18 protein-coding genes and 1 pseudogene are annotated in these 20,481 nt (G+C 61.9%); 6 read left to right on the forward strand and 13 right to left on the reverse strand.

Translation table 11 applies throughout. The features are described from left to right. Window positions 1–83: 83 nt before the first annotated feature. From ACUDTM_RS14465 to ACUDTM_RS14490, 6 genes are all read right to left on the reverse strand, one after another. Window positions 84–644: a queuosine precursor transporter gene (locus tag ACUDTM_RS14465; protein ID WP_005415040.1), complete on the reverse strand. Its 561-nt coding sequence runs from the start codon at window positions 642–644 to the stop codon at window positions 84–86. Between the two features lie 76 nt (window positions 645–720). Then, entirely contained in the window at window positions 721–1,233 is a 513-nt protein-coding gene (locus tag ACUDTM_RS14470; RefSeq protein WP_065186629.1) for a hypothetical protein, read from the reverse strand. A gap of 32 nt (window positions 1,234–1,265) precedes the next feature. Further along, window positions 1,266–1,769: a hypothetical protein gene (locus tag ACUDTM_RS14475; protein ID WP_445391379.1), complete on the reverse strand. Its 504-nt coding sequence runs from the start codon at window positions 1,767–1,769 to the stop codon at window positions 1,266–1,268. Window positions 1,770–1,788: 19 nt separating this feature from the next. Continuing rightward, window positions 1,789–2,640, reverse strand: a complete 852-nt coding sequence (locus ACUDTM_RS14480) for a DUF2145 domain-containing protein (protein ID WP_438915087.1) — start codon at window positions 2,638–2,640, stop codon at window positions 1,789–1,791. A gap of 48 nt (window positions 2,641–2,688) precedes the next feature. Beyond that, window positions 2,689–2,919 (reverse strand): hypothetical protein, encoded by a 231-nt coding sequence (locus ACUDTM_RS14485; protein WP_005415044.1) that lies wholly within the window; start codon window positions 2,917–2,919, stop codon window positions 2,689–2,691. 154 nt (window positions 2,920–3,073) lie between these two features. Further along, complete coding sequence (locus tag ACUDTM_RS14490) at window positions 3,074–4,033, reverse strand: mitochondrial fission ELM1 family protein (RefSeq protein ID WP_111008377.1); 960 nt, start codon at window positions 4,031–4,033, stop codon at window positions 3,074–3,076. 126 nt (window positions 4,034–4,159) lie between these two features. Between ACUDTM_RS14490 and ACUDTM_RS14495 the strand changes: the two genes are divergently transcribed. Beyond that, a complete protein-coding gene (locus ACUDTM_RS14495) occupies window positions 4,160–4,750 on the forward strand; it encodes a malonic semialdehyde reductase (RefSeq protein WP_005415046.1) in 591 nt (196 codons plus the stop codon). Between the two features lie 86 nt (window positions 4,751–4,836). Next, window positions 4,837–5,535, forward strand: coding sequence for a YceI family protein (locus tag ACUDTM_RS14500; RefSeq protein ID WP_072169052.1), 699 nt, complete (start codon window positions 4,837–4,839; stop codon window positions 5,533–5,535). Window positions 5,536–5,710: 175 nt separating this feature from the next. Here the strand turns inward: ACUDTM_RS14500 and ACUDTM_RS14505 are convergent, their stop codons facing one another. Further along, complete coding sequence (locus ACUDTM_RS14505; RefSeq protein WP_227838107.1) at window positions 5,711–6,112, reverse strand: hypothetical protein; 402 nt, start codon at window positions 6,110–6,112, stop codon at window positions 5,711–5,713. 197 nt (window positions 6,113–6,309) lie between these two features. On the opposite strand from ACUDTM_RS14505, the pseudogene ACUDTM_RS14510 reads away from it, so the two are divergent. Beyond that, window positions 6,310–6,636 (forward strand): annotated as a pseudogene (locus tag ACUDTM_RS14510) (hypothetical protein); the annotation flags it as partial. Window positions 6,637–6,794: 158 nt separating this feature from the next. Here the strand turns inward: ACUDTM_RS14510 and ACUDTM_RS14515 are convergent. Further along, window positions 6,795–7,592, reverse strand: coding sequence for a siderophore-interacting protein (locus ACUDTM_RS14515; RefSeq protein ID WP_072167691.1), 798 nt, complete (start codon window positions 7,590–7,592; stop codon window positions 6,795–6,797). 59 nt (window positions 7,593–7,651) lie between these two features. After that, window positions 7,652–8,212, reverse strand: a complete 561-nt coding sequence (locus tag ACUDTM_RS14520; protein WP_088496217.1) for a PadR family transcriptional regulator — start codon at window positions 8,210–8,212, stop codon at window positions 7,652–7,654. A gap of 545 nt (window positions 8,213–8,757) precedes the next feature. On the opposite strand from ACUDTM_RS14520, the gene aceE reads away from it, so the two are divergent. From aceE to ACUDTM_RS14535, 3 genes are all read left to right on the forward strand, one after another. Continuing rightward, entirely contained in the window at window positions 8,758–11,445 is a 2,688-nt protein-coding gene (gene aceE / locus ACUDTM_RS14525; protein ID WP_012478970.1) for a pyruvate dehydrogenase (acetyl-transferring), homodimeric type, read from the forward strand. A gap of 72 nt (window positions 11,446–11,517) precedes the next feature. Beyond that, entirely contained in the window at window positions 11,518–12,108 is a 591-nt protein-coding gene (locus tag ACUDTM_RS14530; RefSeq protein WP_353080517.1) for a hypothetical protein, read from the forward strand. Then, window positions 12,105–13,181, forward strand: a complete 1,077-nt coding sequence (locus ACUDTM_RS14535) for a DUF262 domain-containing protein (RefSeq protein ID WP_353080516.1) — start codon at window positions 12,105–12,107, stop codon at window positions 13,179–13,181. The genes ACUDTM_RS14530 and ACUDTM_RS14535 overlap by 4 nt, the downstream gene beginning before the upstream one ends. Before the next feature lie 59 nt (window positions 13,182–13,240). On the opposite strand, the gene ACUDTM_RS14540 is transcribed toward ACUDTM_RS14535, so the two are convergent. The 4 genes from ACUDTM_RS14540 to ACUDTM_RS14555 are packed head-to-tail and all read right to left on the reverse strand — an operon-like array spanning window position 13,241 to window position 20,471. Then, window positions 13,241–15,034 carry an AIPR family protein gene (locus tag ACUDTM_RS14540; RefSeq protein ID WP_088435694.1) on the reverse strand — a complete coding sequence of 598 codons (1,794 nt, stop codon included), beginning with the start codon at window positions 15,032–15,034 and terminating at the stop codon, window positions 13,241–13,243. After that, complete coding sequence (locus ACUDTM_RS14545) at window positions 15,025–16,053, reverse strand: PD-(D/E)XK motif protein (protein WP_206632669.1); 1,029 nt, start codon at window positions 16,051–16,053, stop codon at window positions 15,025–15,027. The genes ACUDTM_RS14540 and ACUDTM_RS14545 overlap by 10 nt, the downstream gene beginning before the upstream one ends. Next, on the reverse strand, window positions 16,034–19,003 hold the full coding sequence (locus ACUDTM_RS14550; RefSeq protein WP_353080515.1) for a Z1 domain-containing protein: 2,970 nt from the start codon (window positions 19,001–19,003) through the stop codon (window positions 16,034–16,036). The genes ACUDTM_RS14545 and ACUDTM_RS14550 overlap by 20 nt, the downstream gene beginning before the upstream one ends. Window positions 19,004–19,013: 10 nt before the next feature. Beyond that, window positions 19,014–20,471, reverse strand: a complete 1,458-nt coding sequence (locus tag ACUDTM_RS14555; protein ID WP_353080514.1) for an ATP-binding protein — start codon at window positions 20,469–20,471, stop codon at window positions 19,014–19,016. Between the last annotated feature and the right edge of the window lie 10 nt (window positions 20,472–20,481).

Below are 20,481 nucleotides of genomic sequence, written 5' to 3' on the forward strand. Positions count from 1 at the left end.
TCTGATGGAGCGTGCCGACCAAGGGTCGGCACCTACCGTGCTCATGTGCCATCCAAGGTCGGCACCTACCAGAGCATGTGCGGTCAGCTGGTCGCGCGCAGCGGCGCCATCTTCCACAGCAGCGCGCGGAACGGGGCCAGCAGGCACACGCCGATCGCCAGCTTCACTGCCAGGTCGCCGGCTGCCCAGCTCACCCACGGCAGGGTGGAACCGGCAAACGCGATCGACCAGAAAATGGTGGTATCCACCGTCGCACTGCAGGTCGTGGCCACCATCGGTGCGCGCCACCAGCTGCCACGGCGCAGGCGGTCGAACACGGTGATGTCCAGCAACTGCGCCACGATGAAGGCTGAGCACGAGGCAACGGCGATGCGCGGCGTGGCCACCCAGATCGACAACAGCACCGCCACCGCGAAGCCGATCCACGCCACGCGGCGCGCCGGGCCCGGGCCGAAGCGGCGGTTGATCAGGTTGCTGACCAGGAACGCGACCGGATAGCTGAAGGCACCCCAGGTCAGCCAGTCATTGATCGGGTACTGCACCAGCACGTTGGACAGCAGCACCACCGCGCCCATCGCCAATACCGCCAGCACCAGGGCGCGGGCGGTCAGCGGGGCAAACACAGGGGCAGGACGCACGGACATGGCGAGCCAGGGGGACAAAGGGGGATCGCTCATTATCCGCCCGGCCCGCGGCAAAGCCAAAACCGCTTGTTCAGCTTTACAACGCTTCGCTCATCACATCGCCCGCGGCGTAGGCGGTGGGGACGTAAGCCAGCGCTTGGCCCTGTGCGCTCTTCACGGTCCAGCCGGCACCGGCCTCGGTGGGGTCGAAATGCACCTGCTGGCCGACCACGAAGGCCGCCGTCTGGTCTTCATGCACGCGCGCCGGCCAGCGCAGGGTGGCGGTCTGATCGGCCTTGTCGGGCACCTGCAGCTGCACCTGGCGCTCGCCGGCCGCCGTGGTCTCCACCTTCTTCACTTCCATCGGCGGCAGTGGCACCGCCTTGGTGCGGGCAACCCTGCCATTGCGTTCACTGGCCTTGAACGGCGCTTTCGACAGTTCGGACAGGCCCGCCGATGCAGCGAGCGGCACCGAGACCACGATCAGCGAGGTGATCAGCACGCTGGCCTCGCTGCTGTTCAACTGCGGCGCGGCGCCGGCATGGACGGTGGGCACCAGCAGCGCCGAGAGCAGCAGGGCAGAAGCGGGAACGCGCAGGCAACGGAACATGGAGACCTCCTGGTCAGCGTGGGGACGGCGGCTCAGCGCCGGGTATCGAAGATATCGCGCGGGCCGGTGGCCTCGGGCAGGTATTCCAGCGGGCGGCCCTGGTTGTCCTTCAGCTGCCAGCCCTGGTCGGCGCCGGTTGGCTCGAAGTTCACGGTCTGGCCCACGGTGAACTGCACGGCCGGGTCGCCGACGCCGCGCGGATACTGCATCGACGCGGTGTTCTGCGGATCGTTGGCATCACGCAGCAGCACTTCGCGGCGGCCATCGACGGTGGTGGCGATTGCGCTCACCTCCATCTGCGGCAGCTTGATCTGCTGCGGGCGGGCCAGCGGCTGGCCGGCATCGGCCGCATCCTGGGCTTCCTTCGCTGCTGCGGCGCGGGCCGAGGCCACCATCTGCGTGGACATTTCCAGGCTCGGTCCCTGCGGGCCCGGGTCATGGATGATCACGATGCGGCGTTCGGCGTGGGCGGCCGTAGACCAGGCCAGACCGGTGACGATCACCATCGACAACACAGAGGCAAGCAGCGGACGCATATCGTTCTCCTAGCGGGATTCAGGGCGTGGCGGCAGTGGCACCGGCCACCGCCACGTGGGGGATCACCAGTTCCTGCTGCAGCTGGCTGCGCTGGTGCAGGAAGTCGAACACCGATTCCACCGTCACCACCGAATAGTTGCCGGAGATGCGTTCGCCGGCCGGATGGTCGGTGGTGGTGGCGTTGGCCACGAACAGGCGCGCACCCACGCGCTTGCCGAGGCCGATATGCAGCACGCTGGGCTGGTACTTCTGCTGGTGCAGCCACTGCTGTGCCTGTTCGCGCTTGACGATGGCCGGCGCGCCTTCGGCCTGCGCCATCGCCGCCGCCAGCACTTCCAGCACCCACTGGTTGGAGTTCTGGTAGTCGGTGGCGAACGGGTAGGCGACCACGTTGTACTTCGCTTCGTGCAGCGCCTTGGGCTGGATCGAGGGCGGCACCAGCATCGCGCGCAGCGCTGCACGCAAGGGGGCCGACGGCACGCCGATGCGCAGGTCGGTATGGCCGCCGCTCTCGCCGACGAAGTTGCCGAGGCCCTCGTGGTACAGCTGCGAGCGGTCGGTCTTGCAGCGGTTGAGCAGGTGCATCGCGCGCCAGCGGCCGTCGTCCTCGCGCAGCAGGAAGGCCAGGTGGCTGTGGCGCAGGCCATAGCGGCTCAGGTCCTGGCCACCGCGCGCGGCCACCACCACGTCCACATCGGGCAGCGCGTCCAGGCGTTCGGCGGTGGTCCAGGCGACATCCAGCATCGCCGCCTGCGACGCCACGCTCGGGTAGCGCTCGCGGCAGGCGGTGCTGTCGGCCCAGGCCGGTGCGGTCGCCAGCAGGCTGGCGATCAGCAGCGCGGCGCGGCGCAGGCGGGAAAAACGATCCATGTCGGTACCTTCAACGGCGGGCAGGCCCGCGCGCCGATCATACGCTGCTCAGCGCAGCGGGCGATCCACGCCCTTGCGCTGGAGTTCCCTGTCGCAGGCATCGCTGATCGGGGCGATCGGCAGCGGCGGGCGCTCGCCCGTCTTCGGATCGCGCAGCGCCGGCTGTTCGCGGTACGCATCCAGCTGCTGCTGGCATTGATAGGAGATCGGGTCCAGCTCGGTGGGCGCGGTCGAACACGCGGCGAGCAGGGCCAGGGGCAGCAGGAGCAGGGTACGCATGAAGGCATTCGGTCCGGTGGGGGACACCGGACTCTAACGGTATGGGCGGATTGAAATGTTCAGAAATCGCTGCGCACCCCGGTAGTGCCGGCCGCTGGCCGGCATCGGCAGGGTGTCCGGTAATGCGCACAGCGTTGCCGGCCAGCGGCCGGCACTACCCCAAGGCCAGGCGCTGCTTTACTTCCGCCGCCACGCGCGCGGTTTCGCGCAATGGCTCGATGCGGTCGTACTGCCAGTCCAGCCAGTGCGGCTGCAAGCGCCCGCGTTCGCGCAGCTGCTGCTGGAACCGGGCCAGCCGGCCCTGCGCGGTATCGGCCAGCGCCACCATTACCGGCATGCGCGTGGCGCAGGCTTCAGAGAGCAGGTTCACCGAATCGGGCGAGACCACCACGCGGTTGGCCCAGCCGAGCAGGCCGCCATAGGGATTGGTACCGTCGCCACCATCGCCCCAGATCACGTGCGGCAGGTCGGCGAACTTCGCGCGCAGGATCTCGGCCAGGGCTGGCGGCGTGCGTCGCGAGGTGGTGGCCAGCAGGCTGCCGCCTTCGCTGCGGATCTGCTCGGCCAGCGCCTGGAATACGCCGACCATCGCCGTCTCGTCCCACGGCGCCAGCGGCGTCGGCCCGCCGACCAGCAGTGCGGTGCGCGGGCCGGGCAAGGTGCTGAAGCCGGCGAACGCGGCGCGGCCCCAGGCCAGCCAGTCGTCGTCCACCGGGTTGAGGCTGCCGAGCAGGGTCAGCACATTGCAGCCACGCAGGGCGTCGTGTTCCGGCACCACCACCACGTCCCAATGGCGGGCGCTGATGCGCGGGTCGAGGATCTGCACTACCTGGCTGCCGCGTGCACGCAGCACGCGCAGGGCACCGGCCGCCTGGCGACCACAGCCGATCGCCAGTGCCGGCGCCTCAGCCGCCAGCGTCGCCAAGGCCTCGCCGTAGCCATTCACATCGCCGGGCAGGCGCCGCGGCGACAGCCAGCGCCAGGGTGCGCGCGGTTGCAGGAGCAGCGGTCGGTGGGTGCCCTGGCGCAGTGCCGAGGCCAGCGCGACCGCCTGGCGGACATTGCCCGCACGGCCGTCAGTGACCGTCCATGGCGCGCTCGATCGTTTCACCATTGGCATTAATTCGTTTCAGCCCTGCTGGGTGTTGCAACAGTCGCGACACTCTACACTGCGGCTCGTCGTTTCGCCCCGCGCCGCCCGCGGGCACTGACTTCCTTTCGCCGCCCTGGAGATCCACCGATGTCCCACGCGCTCGACGCCGCCGCCCTTGATCAGCTGTTCCGTACGGCCCGCACCCAGAACGCCTTCCTCGACAAGCCGGTGCCCGAGAGCCTGCTGAAGGAACTGTACGACTTGGTGAAGTGGGGCCCCACCGCGGCCAACACCACGCCGGCCCGCTTCGTCTTCGTCACCTCGAAGGAGGCCAAGGACAAGCTGGCCCCGGCGCTGTCCGAAGGCAACCTGGCCAAGACCATGGCTGCGCCGGTCACCGTCATCATCGGTTTCGACCTGGACTTCCACGAGAAGCTGCCGTACCTGTTCCCGCACACCGATGCCAAGGCCTGGTTCGATGGCCCGCAGGAAGGCCGCCACGAAGCCGCCATCCGCAACGGCAGCCTGCAGGGTGCCTACCTGATCCTGGCTGCGCGCGCGCTGGGCCTGGATGCCGGCCCGATGTCCGGCTTCGACCCGGCCAAGGTCGACGAAGCCTTCTTCGCCGGCACCTCCATCAAGTCGAATTTCCTGGTCAACCTGGGTTACGGTGATCCGGCGGGCCTGTTCCCGCGCCTGCCGCGCCTGTCGTTCGACGAAGCGGCGCGCATCGCGTAAGTCGCTGTATCGGTTTCGGGCCCGCCGTCCCGCGGCGGGCTCTTGCTGCACCGTGTACCCACCCTACGATCCGGAGAGTTCCTCAGATGAGCGCCACCCGTAAACTGCTGCTGCCGCTGGCCCTGACCCTGGCCATCGCCGCCTGCTCCAAGCCGGCCGATACCGCTGCCCCGGCGGCCGATGCCGCCGCCCCGGCGACCACCGAGCAGGCTGCCACCCCGGCCGCTGATGCCGCGCCGGCCGCCGAAGCGATCAAGATCGCCTCGGGCACCTACAAGCTGGACCCGAGCCACACCGACGTACTGGCGCAGTGGAGCCACTTCGGCTTCTCCAACCCCAGCGCGCACTTCGGCAACGTCGAAGGCACCCTGGTGTACAACGCCGAAGACGTGACCAAGTCCACCGTGGAAGTGAAGCTGCCGCTGAGCGGCCTGAACAGCTTCACCGCCAAGTTCGACGAGCACCTGAAGAGCGCCGACTTCTTCGACGCCGCCAAGTTCGCCGATGCCACCTTCAAGAGCACCAAGGTGGAAGCGGCCGGCACCAACAAGCTGACCGTCACCGGCGACCTGACCATCAAGGGCATCACCAAGCCGGTCACCCTGGACGTCACCGTCAACGGCGGCGGCGAGCACCCGATGGCCAAGGTTCCGGCCGCCGGCTTCGATGCCACCACCACCCTGAAGCGCAGCGATTTCGGCGTCGGCGCCTATGCCCCGAACGTCAGCGATGAAGTGAAGATCCGCATCACCACCGAAGCCACCGGCGAAAAGCCGGCGGCCTGATGCACCCCACTCACTCGTCGTGAGAAGGCAGAAGGCCCGCTGAAAAGCGGGCCTTCTTTTTGGGTTCTGCATGCGAGGCACCCGATGCCGATGGGGTTGCCGGCCAGCGGCCGGCACTACCCGGCAGGTGCCAACCTGCATCTGGTGGGTGCGGACCGTTGGTCCGCACGATCCCTCAGCGCAACGCGCCCAACCATGCCACGCACGCTTCGCTCGGGCTCTGCTTGGCCTTCACCGTCATCCCGCTCACCCGCACGAACGTCTGCGCCGCCTGCGCCACGCTCTGGCGGGCGATCAGCGCCGCCTGCTTGGTGGCAGCCTGCTGCTTGCGCAGCTGCACGATGTTGATCGAAGGCCGACCCACCGGCGCGTACTTCTGGTCGCGGCGCAGCACGTCGGCCACCTGCGCCACTTCGAATTCGGCCTGCAGGTAGCGGTGCTGTGCTTCCACCAGCTCGCGCAGCGGCGCGCGCAGTGCAGCGGTGTCGGCGAAGGCGGCCAGGGCCGCGTCGCAGGCAGCGTCATCAGCGAAACGGGCGCGCAGCGCATCCACGCTGGCCAGGGTCAGTTTGGCCATGTGGGCCTCGTTGCTGCAGGAAAGGAGCGCGATTGTCGCATTGCTTGCCGGCGGATGCGTTGAACCGGGCGATGGAATACCTGTAGAGCCGAGCCCACGCTCGGCTCATCGCGCGCAGCGCGAGGGTTTTCCGATGGCGGAACGACGAGCAGCCGAGCATGGGCTCGGCTCCACAATGGCCCGCTGTATCACCCACGGAAGTGCGCGAAGGTCTGCTGTGCGGCATGGTGGAAGACACGCTGGTGGAACGGGCCGGTACCCTCGGCCTGGAACCGAAAGTGGTGCGCGAGGCGCTGACCATGCACGTGGATGAGCTGCTGCACACCCGTGGCGTGCTGCGGCTGGTGAAGGCGCAGATCAACGGCATGATGCCCGGTGTGTATTTCGGGCTGCTGTTGCCGTTGTTGATCATCGCGCTGCTGGTGGCGCTGGAGATCTGGGCCGCGAAGCGGTTCGGGTGGATGCGGCAGGCGGCGCCCAGTGCTCCTGTAGAGCCGAGCCCACGCTCGGCTCATCGCGCGTAACGCGAGGGTGGAGCGAAAAGCAGCCGAGCGTGGGCTCGGCTCTACATGGTCAAGGGCGTGCGGACCAACGGTCCGCACCCACCCAGGAAGGTGCATCAAAGGCGTGCGGACCAACGGTCCGCACCCACCAAGCAGGGTCCGCACCCACCGCCTTTTGATCAATCGCCGTCGGTTTCGTCCGGGTGGGCCTTCCAGTAGCCGGTGGAACGAATCCAGTCGCGTGGCACACCCAGGTGGCCTTCGATGAACTTGCGCATCATCCGTGCGCGGCGAGATTCGGTGGCGATCCAGTAGAAGACATCGCCGTCCGGGGCCTCGAAGTCGGTCAGCATGTCTTCCAGCAGCGTACTGCTGGCCGCCGGGAAGCCGTTGCGCTCCAGCCAGTGGATGCGCACGTTCTCGTACTGCGGCAGGTCCTGGCGCTCGGCCTCGTCGCGCACTTCGATGAAGGCCTGCACCTCGGCACTGTCCGGCAGCATGTCCAGCCAACGGGCGATGGCCGGCAGTGCGGTTTCATCGCCGATCAGCACGTAGGCGTCGTAGGTGTCGGCCACCACGAACGAGCCGCGCGGGCCGCCGATCACCAGCATGTCGCCCGGCTGTGCGCGTTCGGCCCACGGCCCGGCCACGCCCTGGTCGTGCAGCACGAAGTCGATGGCCAGCTCGCCGCGCTCGTGGTCCCACCAGCGCGGGGTGTAGTCACGGGCCGGCGAAGGCGCCTTGCCGGCCGGGTAGCTGCGGCCTTCGGCGGTCAGCACCGGCAGCACCATCTCGCCCGCAGCGTTGGGGAAGAACAGCTTGATGTGGTCGTCGGCGCCGGGCGAATCGAAGCCGGCCAGGTCGTCGCCACCCAGCACGATGCGGCGCATGTGCGGGGTGACCTCTTCAGTGCGCAGCACGGTCAGTTCACGGAAGCGCACATCCAGGCGCAGGCGCGTGTTGTTGTGTTCGGTCATGGGGGTTACCTGTAAAGGTGTCGCGCGGGGCGCGCGGCGTAGGGGAGACCTGGCTGGCGTCAGTCTGGCTGGGTCGTTGAAATCGGTGGTTGCCCGCTACCGACCGTACCGTTGAGCAGGGCTGAGGCCCGCGTCAGCAGCGCCGCCACTTCGTCCGCCTCACCCTCGGCCCAGCGGCCGTGGTGGTGCACCAGCGCCCGCTTGAACTCGCGCAGGGCCGCGGCCAGCGGCGGCGGCAGCGAGGCCTTGGTGATCTCGCGGGCACGGTCGAAGGCACGTCGCTGCGCCAGGCGCACCTGGGTGCGCTGCACCTTCAGCTCGAACTCGCCGGCGGCGGTGATGCGGAAGATCCGCTTGCCATCCACTTCCTCGGCCTCGATCCAGCCGGCCTGCTCGAAGCTGGCCAGCAGCGGGTACATGGTGCCGGCGCTGGGCGTGTAGGCCTGCATGAACTGGTTGCTGATCAGCTGCATCAGCTCGTAGCCATGGCGCGGCTGCTCGCCGATCAGGGCCAGCACCAGCAGGCGCAGGTCGCCGCGGCTGAGGACGCGCGGCTGGCCGTTGCGGCGCGGCACATCCGGATCGGTGGAACGGGCTCTGGCAGAAGCGGTACGGCTCATTTCGATATATCGGTAAACGAGTATGCAAACGATATATCGATATGTCGAAAGCGACAACATCCGATCCGGCCACAAGCAGGTGCAATTTGGGCCACGGACCTTCGTGCGCACAGCAAAAGGGGCGCCCCCTGCGAGGCGCCCCGGCGATGCTGTGGAAGGGAGCAGGGCCATCGGGCCCATCACTCGCGACCTACCCTGGGCCCGCGACTGGCAGCGATCCAGAGGCAGGTGCGACATGTTGTCGCCGGTTCAGAACCGCTGCCCGGCGCCCACCTACGGCGGTTCTGGAGTTGCCCTACAACCGTCATCGGCAGCAGTAACACTGCGTCCTGCGCATGGGCGCAGCGGCCCGCAAGCGACAGCCCGCGCCGCCGCCAAGGCCCGCCGCAGGGCCATCAGCGGGCCTGGCAAGCCCCTTGCGGACACTGGCCGGTTGCATCCATACGCCTGCGTAGCCAAGTGACGAAAGCCCTTGGTGCGCTACACTTTGCGGTCTAGAAATCTATACAACAGTCGCGCGCGTGCGTGCGGTTATGGGAGCGCTAATGAACTGGTTGAACGAGGTGCTGAACAACGACCCGAATCCTGTGGAAACCCAGGAGTGGATCGAGTCGTTGAAGGCCGTTATTGATGTCGAGGGCTCCGAGCGCGCGCATCAGCTGCTGGAAGGCATGGTGGAACTGACCCGTCGTTCGGGCGCCTACCTGCCGTTCTCTCCCACCACCGAATACGTCAATACCATCGAACCGCAGTTCGAGGCCAAGAGCCCGGGCAACGCCGAGCTGGAATGGCGCATCCGTTCGATCATCCGCTGGAACGCGATGGCCACCGTGGTGCGCGCCAACCGCAAGCCGGGTGACCTGGGCGGCCACATCGCCTCGTTCGCCTCCGGCGCCACCCTGTACGACGTGGGCTTCAACCACTTCTGGCGCGCCCCGAGCGAAAACCACCCGGGCGACCTGCTGTTCATCCAGGGCCACAGCGCCCCGGGCATCTACGCACGTTCCTTCCTGGAAGGCCGCATCAGCGAAGAGCAGCTGGACAAGTTCCGCATGGAAGTGGACGGCGGTGGCCTGTCCTCGTACCCGCACCCGTGGCTGATGCCGGACTACTGGCAGACCCCGACCGTGTCGATGGGCCTGGGCCCGCTGGCCGCCATCTACCAGGCGCAGTTCATGCGCTACCTGGAAAACCGTGGCCTGATCGAGAAGTCCGACCGCAAGGTGTGGTGCTTCATCGGCGACGGCGAGAGCGACGAGCCGGAAACCCTGGGTGCCATCGCCCTGGCCGGCCGTGAAGGCCTGGACAACCTGATCTTCGTGGTGAACTGCAACCTGCAGCGCCTGGACGGCCCGGTGCGCGGCAACGGCAAGATCATCCAGGAACTGGAAGGCGTGTTCCGTGGCGGCGGCTGGAACGTGATCAAGCTGCTGTGGGGCGGTTACTGGGATGCCCTGCTGGCCAAGGACACCAACGGCGTCCTGAAGAAGCTGATGATGGAAACCGTCGACGGCGAATACCAGAACTGCAAGGCCTTCGGCGGCGCGTATACCCGCGAGCATTTCTTCGGCAAGTACCCGGAAACCGCTGCGATGGTGGCCGGCCTGAGCGACGACGACATCTGGCGCCTGAACCGTGGTGGCCACGACCCGCACAAGGTGTATGCCGCCTACCACCAGGCCGTGAACACCAAGGGCATGCCGACCGTCATCCTGGCCAAGACCGTGAAGGGTTACGGCATGGGCAGCGCCGGTGAAGCACTGAACCCGACCCACCAGACCAAGAAGCTGGACGACGAAGCGGTGCGCCACTTCCGCGACCGCTTCAACATTCCGGTGACCGACGCGCAGCTGGCCGACGGCCAGGTGCCGTTCTACCACCCGGGCCCGGATTCGCCGGAAGTGCAGTACCTGCAGGAACGCCGTGCCGCACTGGGCGGTTACCTGCCGCAGCGCCGCCGCAAGGCCGACAAGACCTTCGTGGCGCCGAAGCTGGAAGCCTACGAGCGCCTGCTGAAGAGCAGTGGCGAGCGCAGCTACTCCACCACCATGGCCTTCGTGCAGAGCCTGAACATCACCCTGCGCGACAAGGAACTGGGGCCGCACATCGTGCCGATCGTGGCCGACGAAGCCCGTACCTTCGGCATGGAAGGCCTGTTCCGCCAGATCGGCATCTACGCGCCGTTCGGCCAGAAGTACAAGCCGGTCGACGCCGACCAGCTGATGTTCTACCGCGAAGACCAGAGCGGCCAGGTGCTGCAGCAGGGCATCAGCGAGCCGGGTGCAATCAGCTCGTGGATGGCCGCCGGTACCAGCTACTCGGTCAGCAACGTGCCGATGCTGCCGTTCTACATCTACTACTCGATGTTCGGCTTCCAGCGCGTGGGCGACATCGCCTGGCAGGCCGCCGATATGCGTACCCGCGGCTTCCTGCTGGGCGGCACCGCCGGCCGCACCACGCTGAACGGTGAAGGCCTGCAGCACGAAGATGGCTTCAGCCATCTGGTGGCCGGTGGCATCCCGAACGTGCGCAGCTACGACCCGACCTTCGGCTTCGAAGTGACGGTGATCCTGCAGCACGGCACCAAGCGCATGATGGAAGACCAGGTGGACGAGTATTACTACGTCACCCTGATGAACGAGAACTACACCCACCCGGAAATGCCGGAAGGCGCGGCCGAAGGCATCGTCAAGGGCATGTACCTGCTGACCGACGCCGGCAAGCCGAAGAAGGGCGAGCTGCGCGTGCAGCTGCTGGGTTCGGGCACCATCCTGCGCGAAGCCATTGCCGCCGCCGAGCTGCTGGACAAGGACTTCGGCGTGACCGCCGACATCTGGAGCTGCCCGAGCTTCAACGAACTGCGTCGCGATGGTTTCGACGTGGAACGTGCCAACCGCCTGCATCCGGAAGGTGAGCAGCGCAAGGCCTACGTGACCGAGCTGCTGGAAGGCCGCCAGGGCCCGGCGATTGCCGCTACCGACTACGTGCGTGCGTATGCGGACCAGATCCGCGCGTTCGTGCCGATGTCTTACACGGTGCTGGGTACGGATGGCTTCGGCCGGTCGGATACGCGTGCGAACCTGCGCCGGTTCTTTGAGGTGGATCGGTACTACATCGCGCATGCCGCGATTGCGGCGCTGGCGAAGGAAGGGAAGATGACCGCGAAGGATGTGGCCCGGGCGATCAAGCAGTACAAGATTGATCCGGAGAAGGCTAATCCTGTTGGGGTTTGATTGAGAAGTAAAAAGGGGCAGCTGAGGCTGCCCCTTCTTTTTACGCCTGTCAGTAAAGGATAGAGGGGGGCTATGGACAGAAAGAGGGTGATTGTTGAATCAATCGGGAAGGGCACATCGAGTAGTGATGTCGCAATGCGGATGCTTGTTCTTTCCCCGACAGTGGCATTCGAAGGCTGTGAAGACATCGGCTTCTCGATAACAGAATCTATTGCCGAATTCTTTTCGGTTTCCGTTCGATCTGTACATGTTTGTGGATCGGCTAAGCTGGGATTTAGTCCTGTAAAAAAGACGCCTTTCTCTAGAGGCGAATCTGACCTTGATGTAGCGATCATAGACCACGATTGCTTCAATCGATACGTCGGCGAAGTGATCGTCGCAACCAACCAATATCGAGATAGAAGAGGCTTTGCCCGGAAGCATGGCGCCGTGGGTAGTACTTATGACTCTTTTGTCGAGTGTCTTGCCAAGGGGATATTTAGGCCGGATATGATGCCGTATTGCGACGCGAGAAAATCGTGGATGGAGTTCTTTCGAAAGCTGTCACTAGACCACTCTAGCGTTTTCTCGAAAATATCTGCAGGCATATATCTGTCCGATGTTGCGTTTAAGTTAAAGCAGTCAAACGTATTCGCAGACATGGGGAGGAAGGGATTTTTATGATTAAGTATCATGTCCGATCAAGGGATCTGATAACAGTTGTTAACGACATCAATATGGGGCGCTTGATCCTTGATGCGTACTTTCAACGAAATCTGGTTTGGCGAGAGGTGCATAAACAGGACTTCATTAAGACCATCTTGCTGGGATTTCCGTGTCCGCAAATATTTATATCAAAGGGTGTGATTGATGTCGAAAATATGGCCACCACTTCTTGCGTGGTCGATGGTCAGCAGCGGCTCAATGCAATAAGTGAGTATATCGCGGGAGTGTTCCTCGTTGATGGAAGTACATATCAAGAGCTTAGTAGCGATGCCAAATCAGAATTCCTGAAGTATGAGTTAGCTGTCATAGAATTGGATTTGGATAACAATGATGGAAGGGTCAAGGAAATATTCCAGCGCCTTAATAGGACTTCGAATTCGTTGACCGCCATCGAGAAACTTGCTTCCCAGTACGCGCCCTCTCAATACATGCTCGTAGCAAGCCACCTGGCGGGAGAACTTGGTTCCATCAATGACGACGAGGAGGAAGACAAGTTCCGAATCGATCCGTCGGTGGATAAGTCGTTCTTTGACTGGGCGGCGGCACATCCGACGCCGTACTTCAATCGATTGTACGACGAGTACGGCGTTTTTAAAGCGCACGAGGTTTCAAGGAAAGTGCATTTGATGCACATATTGAATCTCATGACGACAGTGTTGTCTGGTTTTTTCAATCGAAACGTTAGAGCCAAGGAATACTTGGATCAATACGCTCAGGATTTTGAGGACAAGGAGCTTGTCGTGGGGCTTCTTGAAGCCTCGGCGAAATTGATAGTTAGCGCTCAGTTCCAGCAAGGGTCATACTGGTTAAATAAGGCCAACCTGTTTTCGCTAATTGTCGCCGTGGCTGGCTCCATAGCTGGCGGGTCCGTGATTGACCCTGGGAAGCTAAAGATTGAGCTTGGCAAATTCGAGAACACGCTGCCGGATGACTACAGGCTCGCTGCGGCGGAGGGTGTTAATGATTCTCGGGAGCGGAAGCTCAGGAATAAATATTTAGTGGAAATCGTCAAGCTGGCTGCTGCAGTTTGAATGCAGCAAGGGGCGCTGGCAAGTTTGATTGCGGCGCCCCTGCATCCTTGATCCGTGTGCTATCTAAGTTCAGACACGGCGGAGATTAGGGGGCTGAGTTTGAGCGTACGTAACACGTGCCAGCACTCCTCCTTCTTTGCCCACTCGCTGATCATTTTGCCCTTGGCTGAAGCGTGCAGGGCCAAACTGACTTCCTTGGCCCATACCCGGATCTGATCCTTGAAGCCATCAGAGAGGCCTTGTTGCTCCCACACGCGCATCAGATCGATCCTTGATCCGTGTTGCTGGGCCAATAACGCGACTAGGTAGATGGAGACATTGCCTTGGAACGCAGGCAGTAGCGGACGGACGAGGGACTGAACTTGCTTGAAGATAATGACTTTGGCAATCATCTGCTTGAACCCAGTTGCATCCGGGACCACAGATTCTCCATGCTCTTCCCGTTCTTTCACGTCATCCATGAATCGAGCGAAGTTCTTCTGACCGCCGAGGCTGGCTTGGTCTGGCCGCCCATCCCAAGAGTTCAGGAATTTGGCGAGGTCTGTCTTGACCAGGCGCCGGGCCGGCGGAATAACTGTGGTCTTGAGGGCCCGGTACTTGGCAGGCGTACTGCCTTCGCGCGCCAGCTTGGTGTTGTAACTACCTGAGGCACGTTCATAGAACCACCGGCCGACACCGTCTGGTAGATAGACGGTATCGGAAAGCTTCTCGAGTTCAACATGGAACGGTGAGTTGGCAGACAGATCGGACTGCTTGACCGTGTTCTGGCTGTTCGCGAACCGCGAGATGTCGCTGATAAGCGCCTCTTCCGCGGCAGAGTTCTCTGTCTTGAGGATTACGACCTTCGCCGGAACCTGTACCTTGGACAGGTCGGTGTCTGCAAACTTCTTCTTGGTGAAGTAGATGGATGCGGTCGTTTGACCACCGTTGACGATTTGCATTCCCTTGAGCCATGCAATGCCTGGTCCCCCATCGTTGGTCTTCCCAAGGCTGACCTCGTCGGCGACCACCACAATGCCATTGTTGTAGGCGACAAATTTCTCTGGCTCTGAGCGCAGCGTGGCTTGGATGCCTTTGTTGACCTTTCCGGTTGCACTCAAGAATGACCGCACATTCGCCTCAAGGAGTCGGGCGCCGTATTTGTCATACAGATGGCGTAGCACATCGGCCGGGAATACGGTCATCGCGTAGTCATAGCTGTCCTCCTCGCCCCGGATATACACGCATGGGAGCGGAGTGCCTGCAACTTCCGCAAAATTGACCACCAGCTCGTCCCTCGGCTTTCCCTCTGACAGGTGGCGGTTGAGCCTCTCGATGTCCATCACCTCAAGTCGTACGGTCCGGCCTCCAACCTCCTGCGACTTGAAGTTCTTGGTCTTTACCTGACCATCCGTTAGCACGTAGATCCGGATCTCCTCGAAGTCCCGATAGCCACGTTCAATATGCACCGCGAGTTCGTAAGCATCGTTCGATGGATCGAGCGTCTTCGTCATCTTTCCTTGGGCAGATTGGGAAAGAAATCGGAAGCAGTACTCTGCGGCTTGCTTTGCTTCAGAGTCAGGAACGGCCTGGACCTTGTCCGAATTCTTGTAGGACGTCACGAACAGGTCAAGGCGTTCACCGTCCTCAGAGATGGAGTATCCGCTTAGCCTGATGTTTCCGACATGGACGCGCGTATCAACGTGGCAGACCTGTGGCTCGTAGGTCATGCCCACTTCTTCCATGTGGCGCATCGTAATCTCGGCGAAAACCAGCTCGGGATAGGGATACGCGGTCCCAGAAACGGACATTCGATCCTCTATTTCATCCTGTACTTCCGCGCGAATCTGTGAAAGGAAATCGGTCAATTCCATTGATTCTTTACTCCAAGACTGGTCGAAATATCAGCGTAAGTGGACGCCGCAACCGGAAATGCATCCAGATCGAGCGAGTAACGTGCCTCATGGATCGCTGCGGGCACGCTGGAACGAGTGAGGCGAGGCGAGTCAGCGCATACGATTCGATATGTGAGCTCACTGGACCCAAAGCGCCTTGTGTACTCGGCTCGAGTCATGTCCATGTAGCCAGCTGAAACGAGCCGACTGTTCAGCAAGGCAGATGCGCCGGGATCGTGGATTCGTCCAGCCACTTGGTCAATCAAGTCGGGAAGGGTTGATCCCCCCCTCAGTTGAGCAAGACGAACCGCCGCAACAAAGAGGGGCCGGTGAAGGCTGTCATCCAACTGATCAAGGTTGGAAACCGTTGCGATAAATCCTGCCGGTGCCAAGGTTGTCTTCACTTCGATTGCACCATTACCAAGCAGGAAGTCGTGTAGTCCATCGTCAGGCCCGGCCCAGCTGTCGAGAGCGTCGAACTCTGAAACTCCATCGTCCAGAAGGTTTTGAAGAACCAAGAGTTCTCCGAAGAGCCCAATCTCTTCCTCTGTGGAAAGAACGCCATCGCTGTCGCGCTTCATGAAGGCTTGCCAAGCACGGATCCTGGAAATCATTGCACTATGAATCCGTAGGCCGTCCTGAGCGGACGTGCTCTCCATCAGGTTCACCAGATCTACCGCCACTTTGGTAAAGAGCTCAAGCGATCCTGACTCCTGTCGAACCAACGCAAACCACGAGTGGCCTGCATGGTGGCCCTGAAGCTCCGTGCTTATGAGGCTGAAACCCTGGCCGCGTGGCAGCTGAAATGGTTGGGATGGCACGTTTCCCTTGACGCCGACCAGGACGCTCTCTTCATTCCGCGCGCCACGACGGCCTGCCATGACGCAGCAGTTTCCAATGCTGAAAAGCTCGATAACCTTCCAGCCATCCCCTGTGGCAAGGCCGCTCAGGGCGCGCCACGCGGCGACCAGCTCTGTGTCACTGCTGGAGCTGAGCATTCATATCCTCCCAGCCGATGTTGTTGATGACGTACTCGGGGATGTCGGAATACTCGCTCTCCCAACCGACGTTGTTCACCTTGTAGGGAACCTTGATATCGGAGCTGCTTCCTGGGAAGCTCACGGCAAATGCCAACACGGGTGGGGCGCCTGCAAGGTTCTTCGGGCGTTCCCAATCCGCCCCTGTCTTGGCGCCCGCACGAGCTGGATCAAGAACGTACAGAATCAGGAGGCCCTTCTCTGGTTCCGCCCTTACGGTCGAAGTTCCCTTGCCTCGAACTCGGCGCAGCGCTACGCCGCTGGGGGTGTCCGGAGCCGAAGCACTTTTCTTCTCCTCCCTCTTCTCCCAAGTGGACACGGTGAGCGCGAGCGCGGCGTCCCATTGATCCTGGCTCACGTCAATTGACTCGTCGGTCGGATCAAGGAGGACACCAATCGAGTACCGGCTCCCCTCCATCGAATCCGCCTTTCTGCGCGCCATGCCAACACTAATCCCTGGAGCAAGCTCGTAGGGCTCACCCGATTGAGTCCCCAAAACTGCCACTGTCCACTCCGTGAGCTCGCTTGCTTCCGCCATCTTGCGGATGAACTGAGCAATCACGTTGCTGTTTACCCGGTGGGCGGCTGCCAGTGTGCTGTAGCTGTCAAGGAAGTCGGCTACGGTTGTGAAGTCGACACCTCGCCAGAGATGCCCCTGCCATTCCTTGGAGCCACCTTGGAATGCCGCCTTTATGGGGTTGCTCTCGTCAGGCTTTCCCATTTGAACGGCAAGCCGAATACCTGCATCCAGGTTTCGATTCAGAGTCGGTTGATCAGTCGGGAAACTGACTGTCTGAACAAGCTCTCCACTGTACGAAAGATGCAGTGTCTTCGCGCTCCGCATCTTGATCTGCGACGTAACCATCATCTCGGGATGCGACTGGACCTTCAGCCCAAACTCCCTCGGCGTCGCCCCAGAGTTGGCCATGAGATCGAACTCTTCTCTCAGCTCTGCTGATGCATCAGAGATATGCTTGAACCAGCGAATAAGGTCCGGGGATGTATAGAGACGGCAGAGATCAAGGTAGCCCGGACGGTATCCGAACCACCGACCCATCTGCATCAGCGTGTCGTACATCTTTGATGCGCGCAGGAAGTAGCTGGTGCAGAGGCCCTCCAACGTAAGACCGCGTGCAAGTTTGTCGCCTCCGATAGCGATGACTTTGAGGCCTCGATCCTTGTTCTGCTCGTAATCCAAGGCATCCTTGGCAGTTCCGTTGATCATTCGCACTTCGATATCATCGAGTACTCCCGGCAGCGCAGACGCGACGTCTTGCCAAGTAGCATCTGCACTGGGAAGGTCACCCAACCCAAGCTCACGAATCGCGGCAGAAGCAGGAAGGAAGTCACGGTTCCACAGCTCCTGCAGGCTGGATAGGGCGTCGGCGTGGTCGATCCCGCGCCCAATCGCTTGTCGGGCATGCTTGATGTAATCGTCAATGTCAGCCTTTACCACCTTCTGAACGTTGTTGAATCGCGTGACGTGAACGAGCATCGAACTATGCTTCTTTCCTTGGCCACGGAGCTTCCTGACAGTGCATGCCAAGATAAAGGAGTCGACTGCCTCTCTCAGGCTTGGTGGTAGCGCGTGTGCCTTGCTCCACTGCGGGACATGATCGATCTTGTGGCCCGTAGGCATCCATCCCGTTGTCTTGTCGTCTGACTGGTAGTCACCCACAGGTCGGGTCAGGGGAAGCTGTCCCTTGCGACCCTCCGGGGATGCCTGCCCAAACATCGTCGTAGGGCCAACGTAGTTGTCGGGCGCTGCCAGGTTCTGGATGAAGGCAGAGGGGAACAGGTCCGGCCCTTCGTTTCGTGTCTCACCGCGCTCATGAATGAAGATGTTTGCGAAAGGCGTAGCGGTATAGCCCACGTACGCTGAGCGCGAGAACGAATTCAGTATGCGCCGGATAAGTTTGTTGATCGCTGTTGGGTCATGTTCCTCGTCGGGCTTTCCATCCTCGTCGACTACCTCTTCACCTGTGTCAACCGAGGCATTGTCAGCCTCGTCATCAATGATGAGCAACGGGAACTTGGTCGCCCTTTTTGCCACGATGGGAAGCCCTTTCGTGTTCGCAGAGGCGGGCTCCGCGCTTGGAACAGGAGCGTCCGCGACGTGCGTCTGAATCCACCTGAGAAGCCTGACAAGTATCGATTTGTTCTTCTTGACGACAAACAGCCAAGGCCGCTGTTCGGGGCTGATCGAAAACTGTTTTCCGGCAAGCCCACCAAAATCACCGTTGTCGGCTCGCGTTGTAGCGCAATTGGGCTTGATGGACAGGTCGGTGTCGATCAAGCCGACGCCCACGCGTTTGAGTGCATCATGCATAGAGTTTGTCTCATACCCCAGGAAGCCTTCCTCAAGCCGTATCTGGGTCTGGGATCGCAGGTTGTTGTGCAGGCCGGCGAGGACGATGATTATCTTGTACTGCGCATCCGCCGCCTTGCATACGAGACCGGTATAGCTCGCCGTCTTGCCTGACTGCACGTGCCCGACGACAAGCCCCCGGCGACTCCACTGGCCAGAGCGCAGAGGATCCTCAAGCATCCCCAGAATCTTGTCGGTTGATTTGTCCAGCTTGTCAGCGATGTCCCAAGACAAGTCCTTCTCGATCATCTCCCGATAGCGCTGCCAGTAACGCCAGTCCTCTTTCCTAGAGGAGTCGAGCCAGGGTTCATGGCCACGATCGTCGGAGAGACTGATGTCATCACCGATCCATACACTGAATCGCCGGATAAGCTCGTCCGTAACAGCGTCACGATCAAGATCGGCTGCCCACTTTCGATTCATCATCAGCACCAGGCTGATCTTCTCGTCAATCAGCGTTGGAGTGATCGGTCCTGAATCTTTCTCGCCAGCCAGAAGCTCCTGGACAATCTTTATAACGCTGCTTTCGCTTGAGTCACTCATAGTTCTCTCTTCAGTCCTTGGAGATATTGTCCGGCAAATTCTTGACCAGCTCTGGGTGCAGATCGAAGGGTTCGGTTCTTAGAAGTTGCCGCTTGGCCATGCTCGGCGACATGCCCTTCTTCTCAACCAGGCTCCGGTAGATCACGTTGAGAACCTCTCGAACTGAGTCGTCAGTCTCCCCTGTGAATCCGCCCTTTGCATGCTCTCCGCTTTCTGCAGCTTCAAGCCAGATCCTCTGTACGGGGATAGTTTCCTCGAGGACACGCAGCATCGCTTCAACCTTGGTGCCGTACGCTGCGTCATCCAGCAGTTCTTTCACCGCTGCATGTGTACGGTCGACGCGGTAACGTCGCCCTGTCGCCGTCTCTCTGGACTGCCATACGGGTACAACCTCGTCGCGGCGGCCCAGCGATGAATTTGAGTGCGCCCGATGCAGGAATACCTTGCGCGCCCGGTCGCGCGCGTCTTCGGCCAAGCGGTAGAGCTGATCCCGCAGTGCAGCGGGGGGATGAGCGGATGACTTGCGGATGTCGATCTTCCATTGCGCATCAAGATCGTTGGGCAGGTCCAGCCGGATGCGTGCGAGCCTGTGAGCCTCGTCCTTGGACCAAGAGCGTCCGCGTCCCAAGCCGAGCCAACTGCCTGCAACCAACAGTCTCCGTCCACGATAGATGTAGAAGCCTTGCTGACTCGACCATCCCTCGATTCCGCCCGCTTCAGCGTAGGCCTTGTCGTTGAGACGGTCCTTGTGGGGCAGCACGAAGGCTTGGCTGGTGATTCTCAAACCACCTTCGCCAACGCTCGACTCGGGTGATCTCCAAGTTGCCGGATTCGATGACAGGAATGGGTCCCATGGTCTCACTGCTTTCCCGTTGAGCCGCAGCTCAATGCCGGGACCGCTGCCATCAAGATAGCGGTGGAAGATCATCGCGAGGTGGCGCTCCACGTCGTCAATGAGATCAAGGAAATGCCTGCTTGTGAAGCCTTCAGTGACAATCCGATCGAGTTGTTCCCACAGAACTACCGTCCCTGATGACTGCGCAGCGTGCTGGCCGAGGCGTGGCTCGGAGGACGACTCGGGTCCATCAAGAAGGTGCCACTCGCCGTCAGGATCTGAAGCCAAGACATCCAGATCCCAGCGCAGGCAGCTCGACTGACCATCCTTGACGCTCAGTACGGTCAGCCTTCTGGCTTGTGAGAACGATGCTGTCTTGAGTCCCAAGCCAAAGCGACCCAAGTCCGAAGCCCCCCGTACGTCCAAGGGGTTGCGGTCACCGAGGCGCATTGCGCTGAACAGCTCAGCATCGTTCATACCTCTGCCGTCATCTGCAATGGATATCCAGCTGTCTACGCCATTCCAATTGAACCCGATCTCCACATGGCCGGCGCCAGCGGAAATGCTATTGTCCACCAGGTCTGCCAGCGCCGTGGCCGTCGTGTAGCCCAGGCCTCGCAGTGCCTCAACCATGGCGTCAGCC

The organism is Stenotrophomonas maltophilia group sp. vghtpe118, from assembly GCF_052605195.1.

Excerpts from the sequence above, each read along its gene's own strand:
- ACUDTM_RS14465 (WP_005415040.1), bottom strand. The coding sequence starts at position 644 with ATGTCCGTGCGTCCTGCCCCTGTGTTTGCCCCGCTGACCGCCCGCGCC.
- ACUDTM_RS14470 (WP_065186629.1), bottom strand. The coding sequence starts at position 1,233 with ATGTTCCGTTGCCTGCGCGTTCCCGCTTCTGCCCTGCTGCTCTCGGCG.
- ACUDTM_RS14475 (WP_445391379.1), bottom strand. The coding sequence starts at position 1,769 with ATGCGTCCGCTGCTTGCCTCTGTGTTGTCGATGGTGATCGTCACCGGT.
- ACUDTM_RS14480 (WP_438915087.1), bottom strand. The coding sequence starts at position 2,640 with ATGGATCGTTTTTCCCGCCTGCGCCGCGCCGCGCTGCTGATCGCCAGC.
- ACUDTM_RS14485 (WP_005415044.1), bottom strand. The coding sequence starts at position 2,919 with ATGCGTACCCTGCTCCTGCTGCCCCTGGCCCTGCTCGCCGCGTGTTCG.
- ACUDTM_RS14490 (WP_111008377.1), bottom strand. The coding sequence starts at position 4,033 with ATGGTGAAACGATCGAGCGCGCCATGGACGGTCACTGACGGCCGTGCG.
- ACUDTM_RS14495 (WP_005415046.1), top strand. The coding sequence starts at position 4,160 with ATGTCCCACGCGCTCGACGCCGCCGCCCTTGATCAGCTGTTCCGTACG.
- ACUDTM_RS14500 (WP_072169052.1), top strand. The coding sequence starts at position 4,837 with ATGAGCGCCACCCGTAAACTGCTGCTGCCGCTGGCCCTGACCCTGGCC.
- ACUDTM_RS14505 (WP_227838107.1), bottom strand. The coding sequence starts at position 6,112 with ATGGCCAAACTGACCCTGGCCAGCGTGGATGCGCTGCGCGCCCGTTTC.
- ACUDTM_RS14515 (WP_072167691.1), bottom strand. The coding sequence starts at position 7,592 with ATGACCGAACACAACAACACGCGCCTGCGCCTGGATGTGCGCTTCCGT.
- ACUDTM_RS14520 (WP_088496217.1), bottom strand. The coding sequence starts at position 8,212 with ATGAGCCGTACCGCTTCTGCCAGAGCCCGTTCCACCGATCCGGATGTG.
- aceE (WP_012478970.1), top strand. The coding sequence starts at position 8,758 with ATGAACTGGTTGAACGAGGTGCTGAACAACGACCCGAATCCTGTGGAA.
- ACUDTM_RS14530 (WP_353080517.1), top strand. The coding sequence starts at position 11,518 with ATGGACAGAAAGAGGGTGATTGTTGAATCAATCGGGAAGGGCACATCG.
- ACUDTM_RS14535 (WP_353080516.1), top strand. The coding sequence starts at position 12,105 with ATGATTAAGTATCATGTCCGATCAAGGGATCTGATAACAGTTGTTAAC.
- ACUDTM_RS14540 (WP_088435694.1), bottom strand. The coding sequence starts at position 15,034 with ATGGAATTGACCGATTTCCTTTCACAGATTCGCGCGGAAGTACAGGAT.
- ACUDTM_RS14545 (WP_206632669.1), bottom strand. The coding sequence starts at position 16,053 with ATGCTCAGCTCCAGCAGTGACACAGAGCTGGTCGCCGCGTGGCGCGCC.
- ACUDTM_RS14550 (WP_353080515.1), bottom strand. The coding sequence starts at position 19,003 with ATGAGTGACTCAAGCGAAAGCAGCGTTATAAAGATTGTCCAGGAGCTT.
- ACUDTM_RS14555 (WP_353080514.1), bottom strand. The coding sequence starts at position 20,471 with ATGGTTGAGGCACTGCGAGGCCTGGGCTACACGACGGCCACGGCGCTG.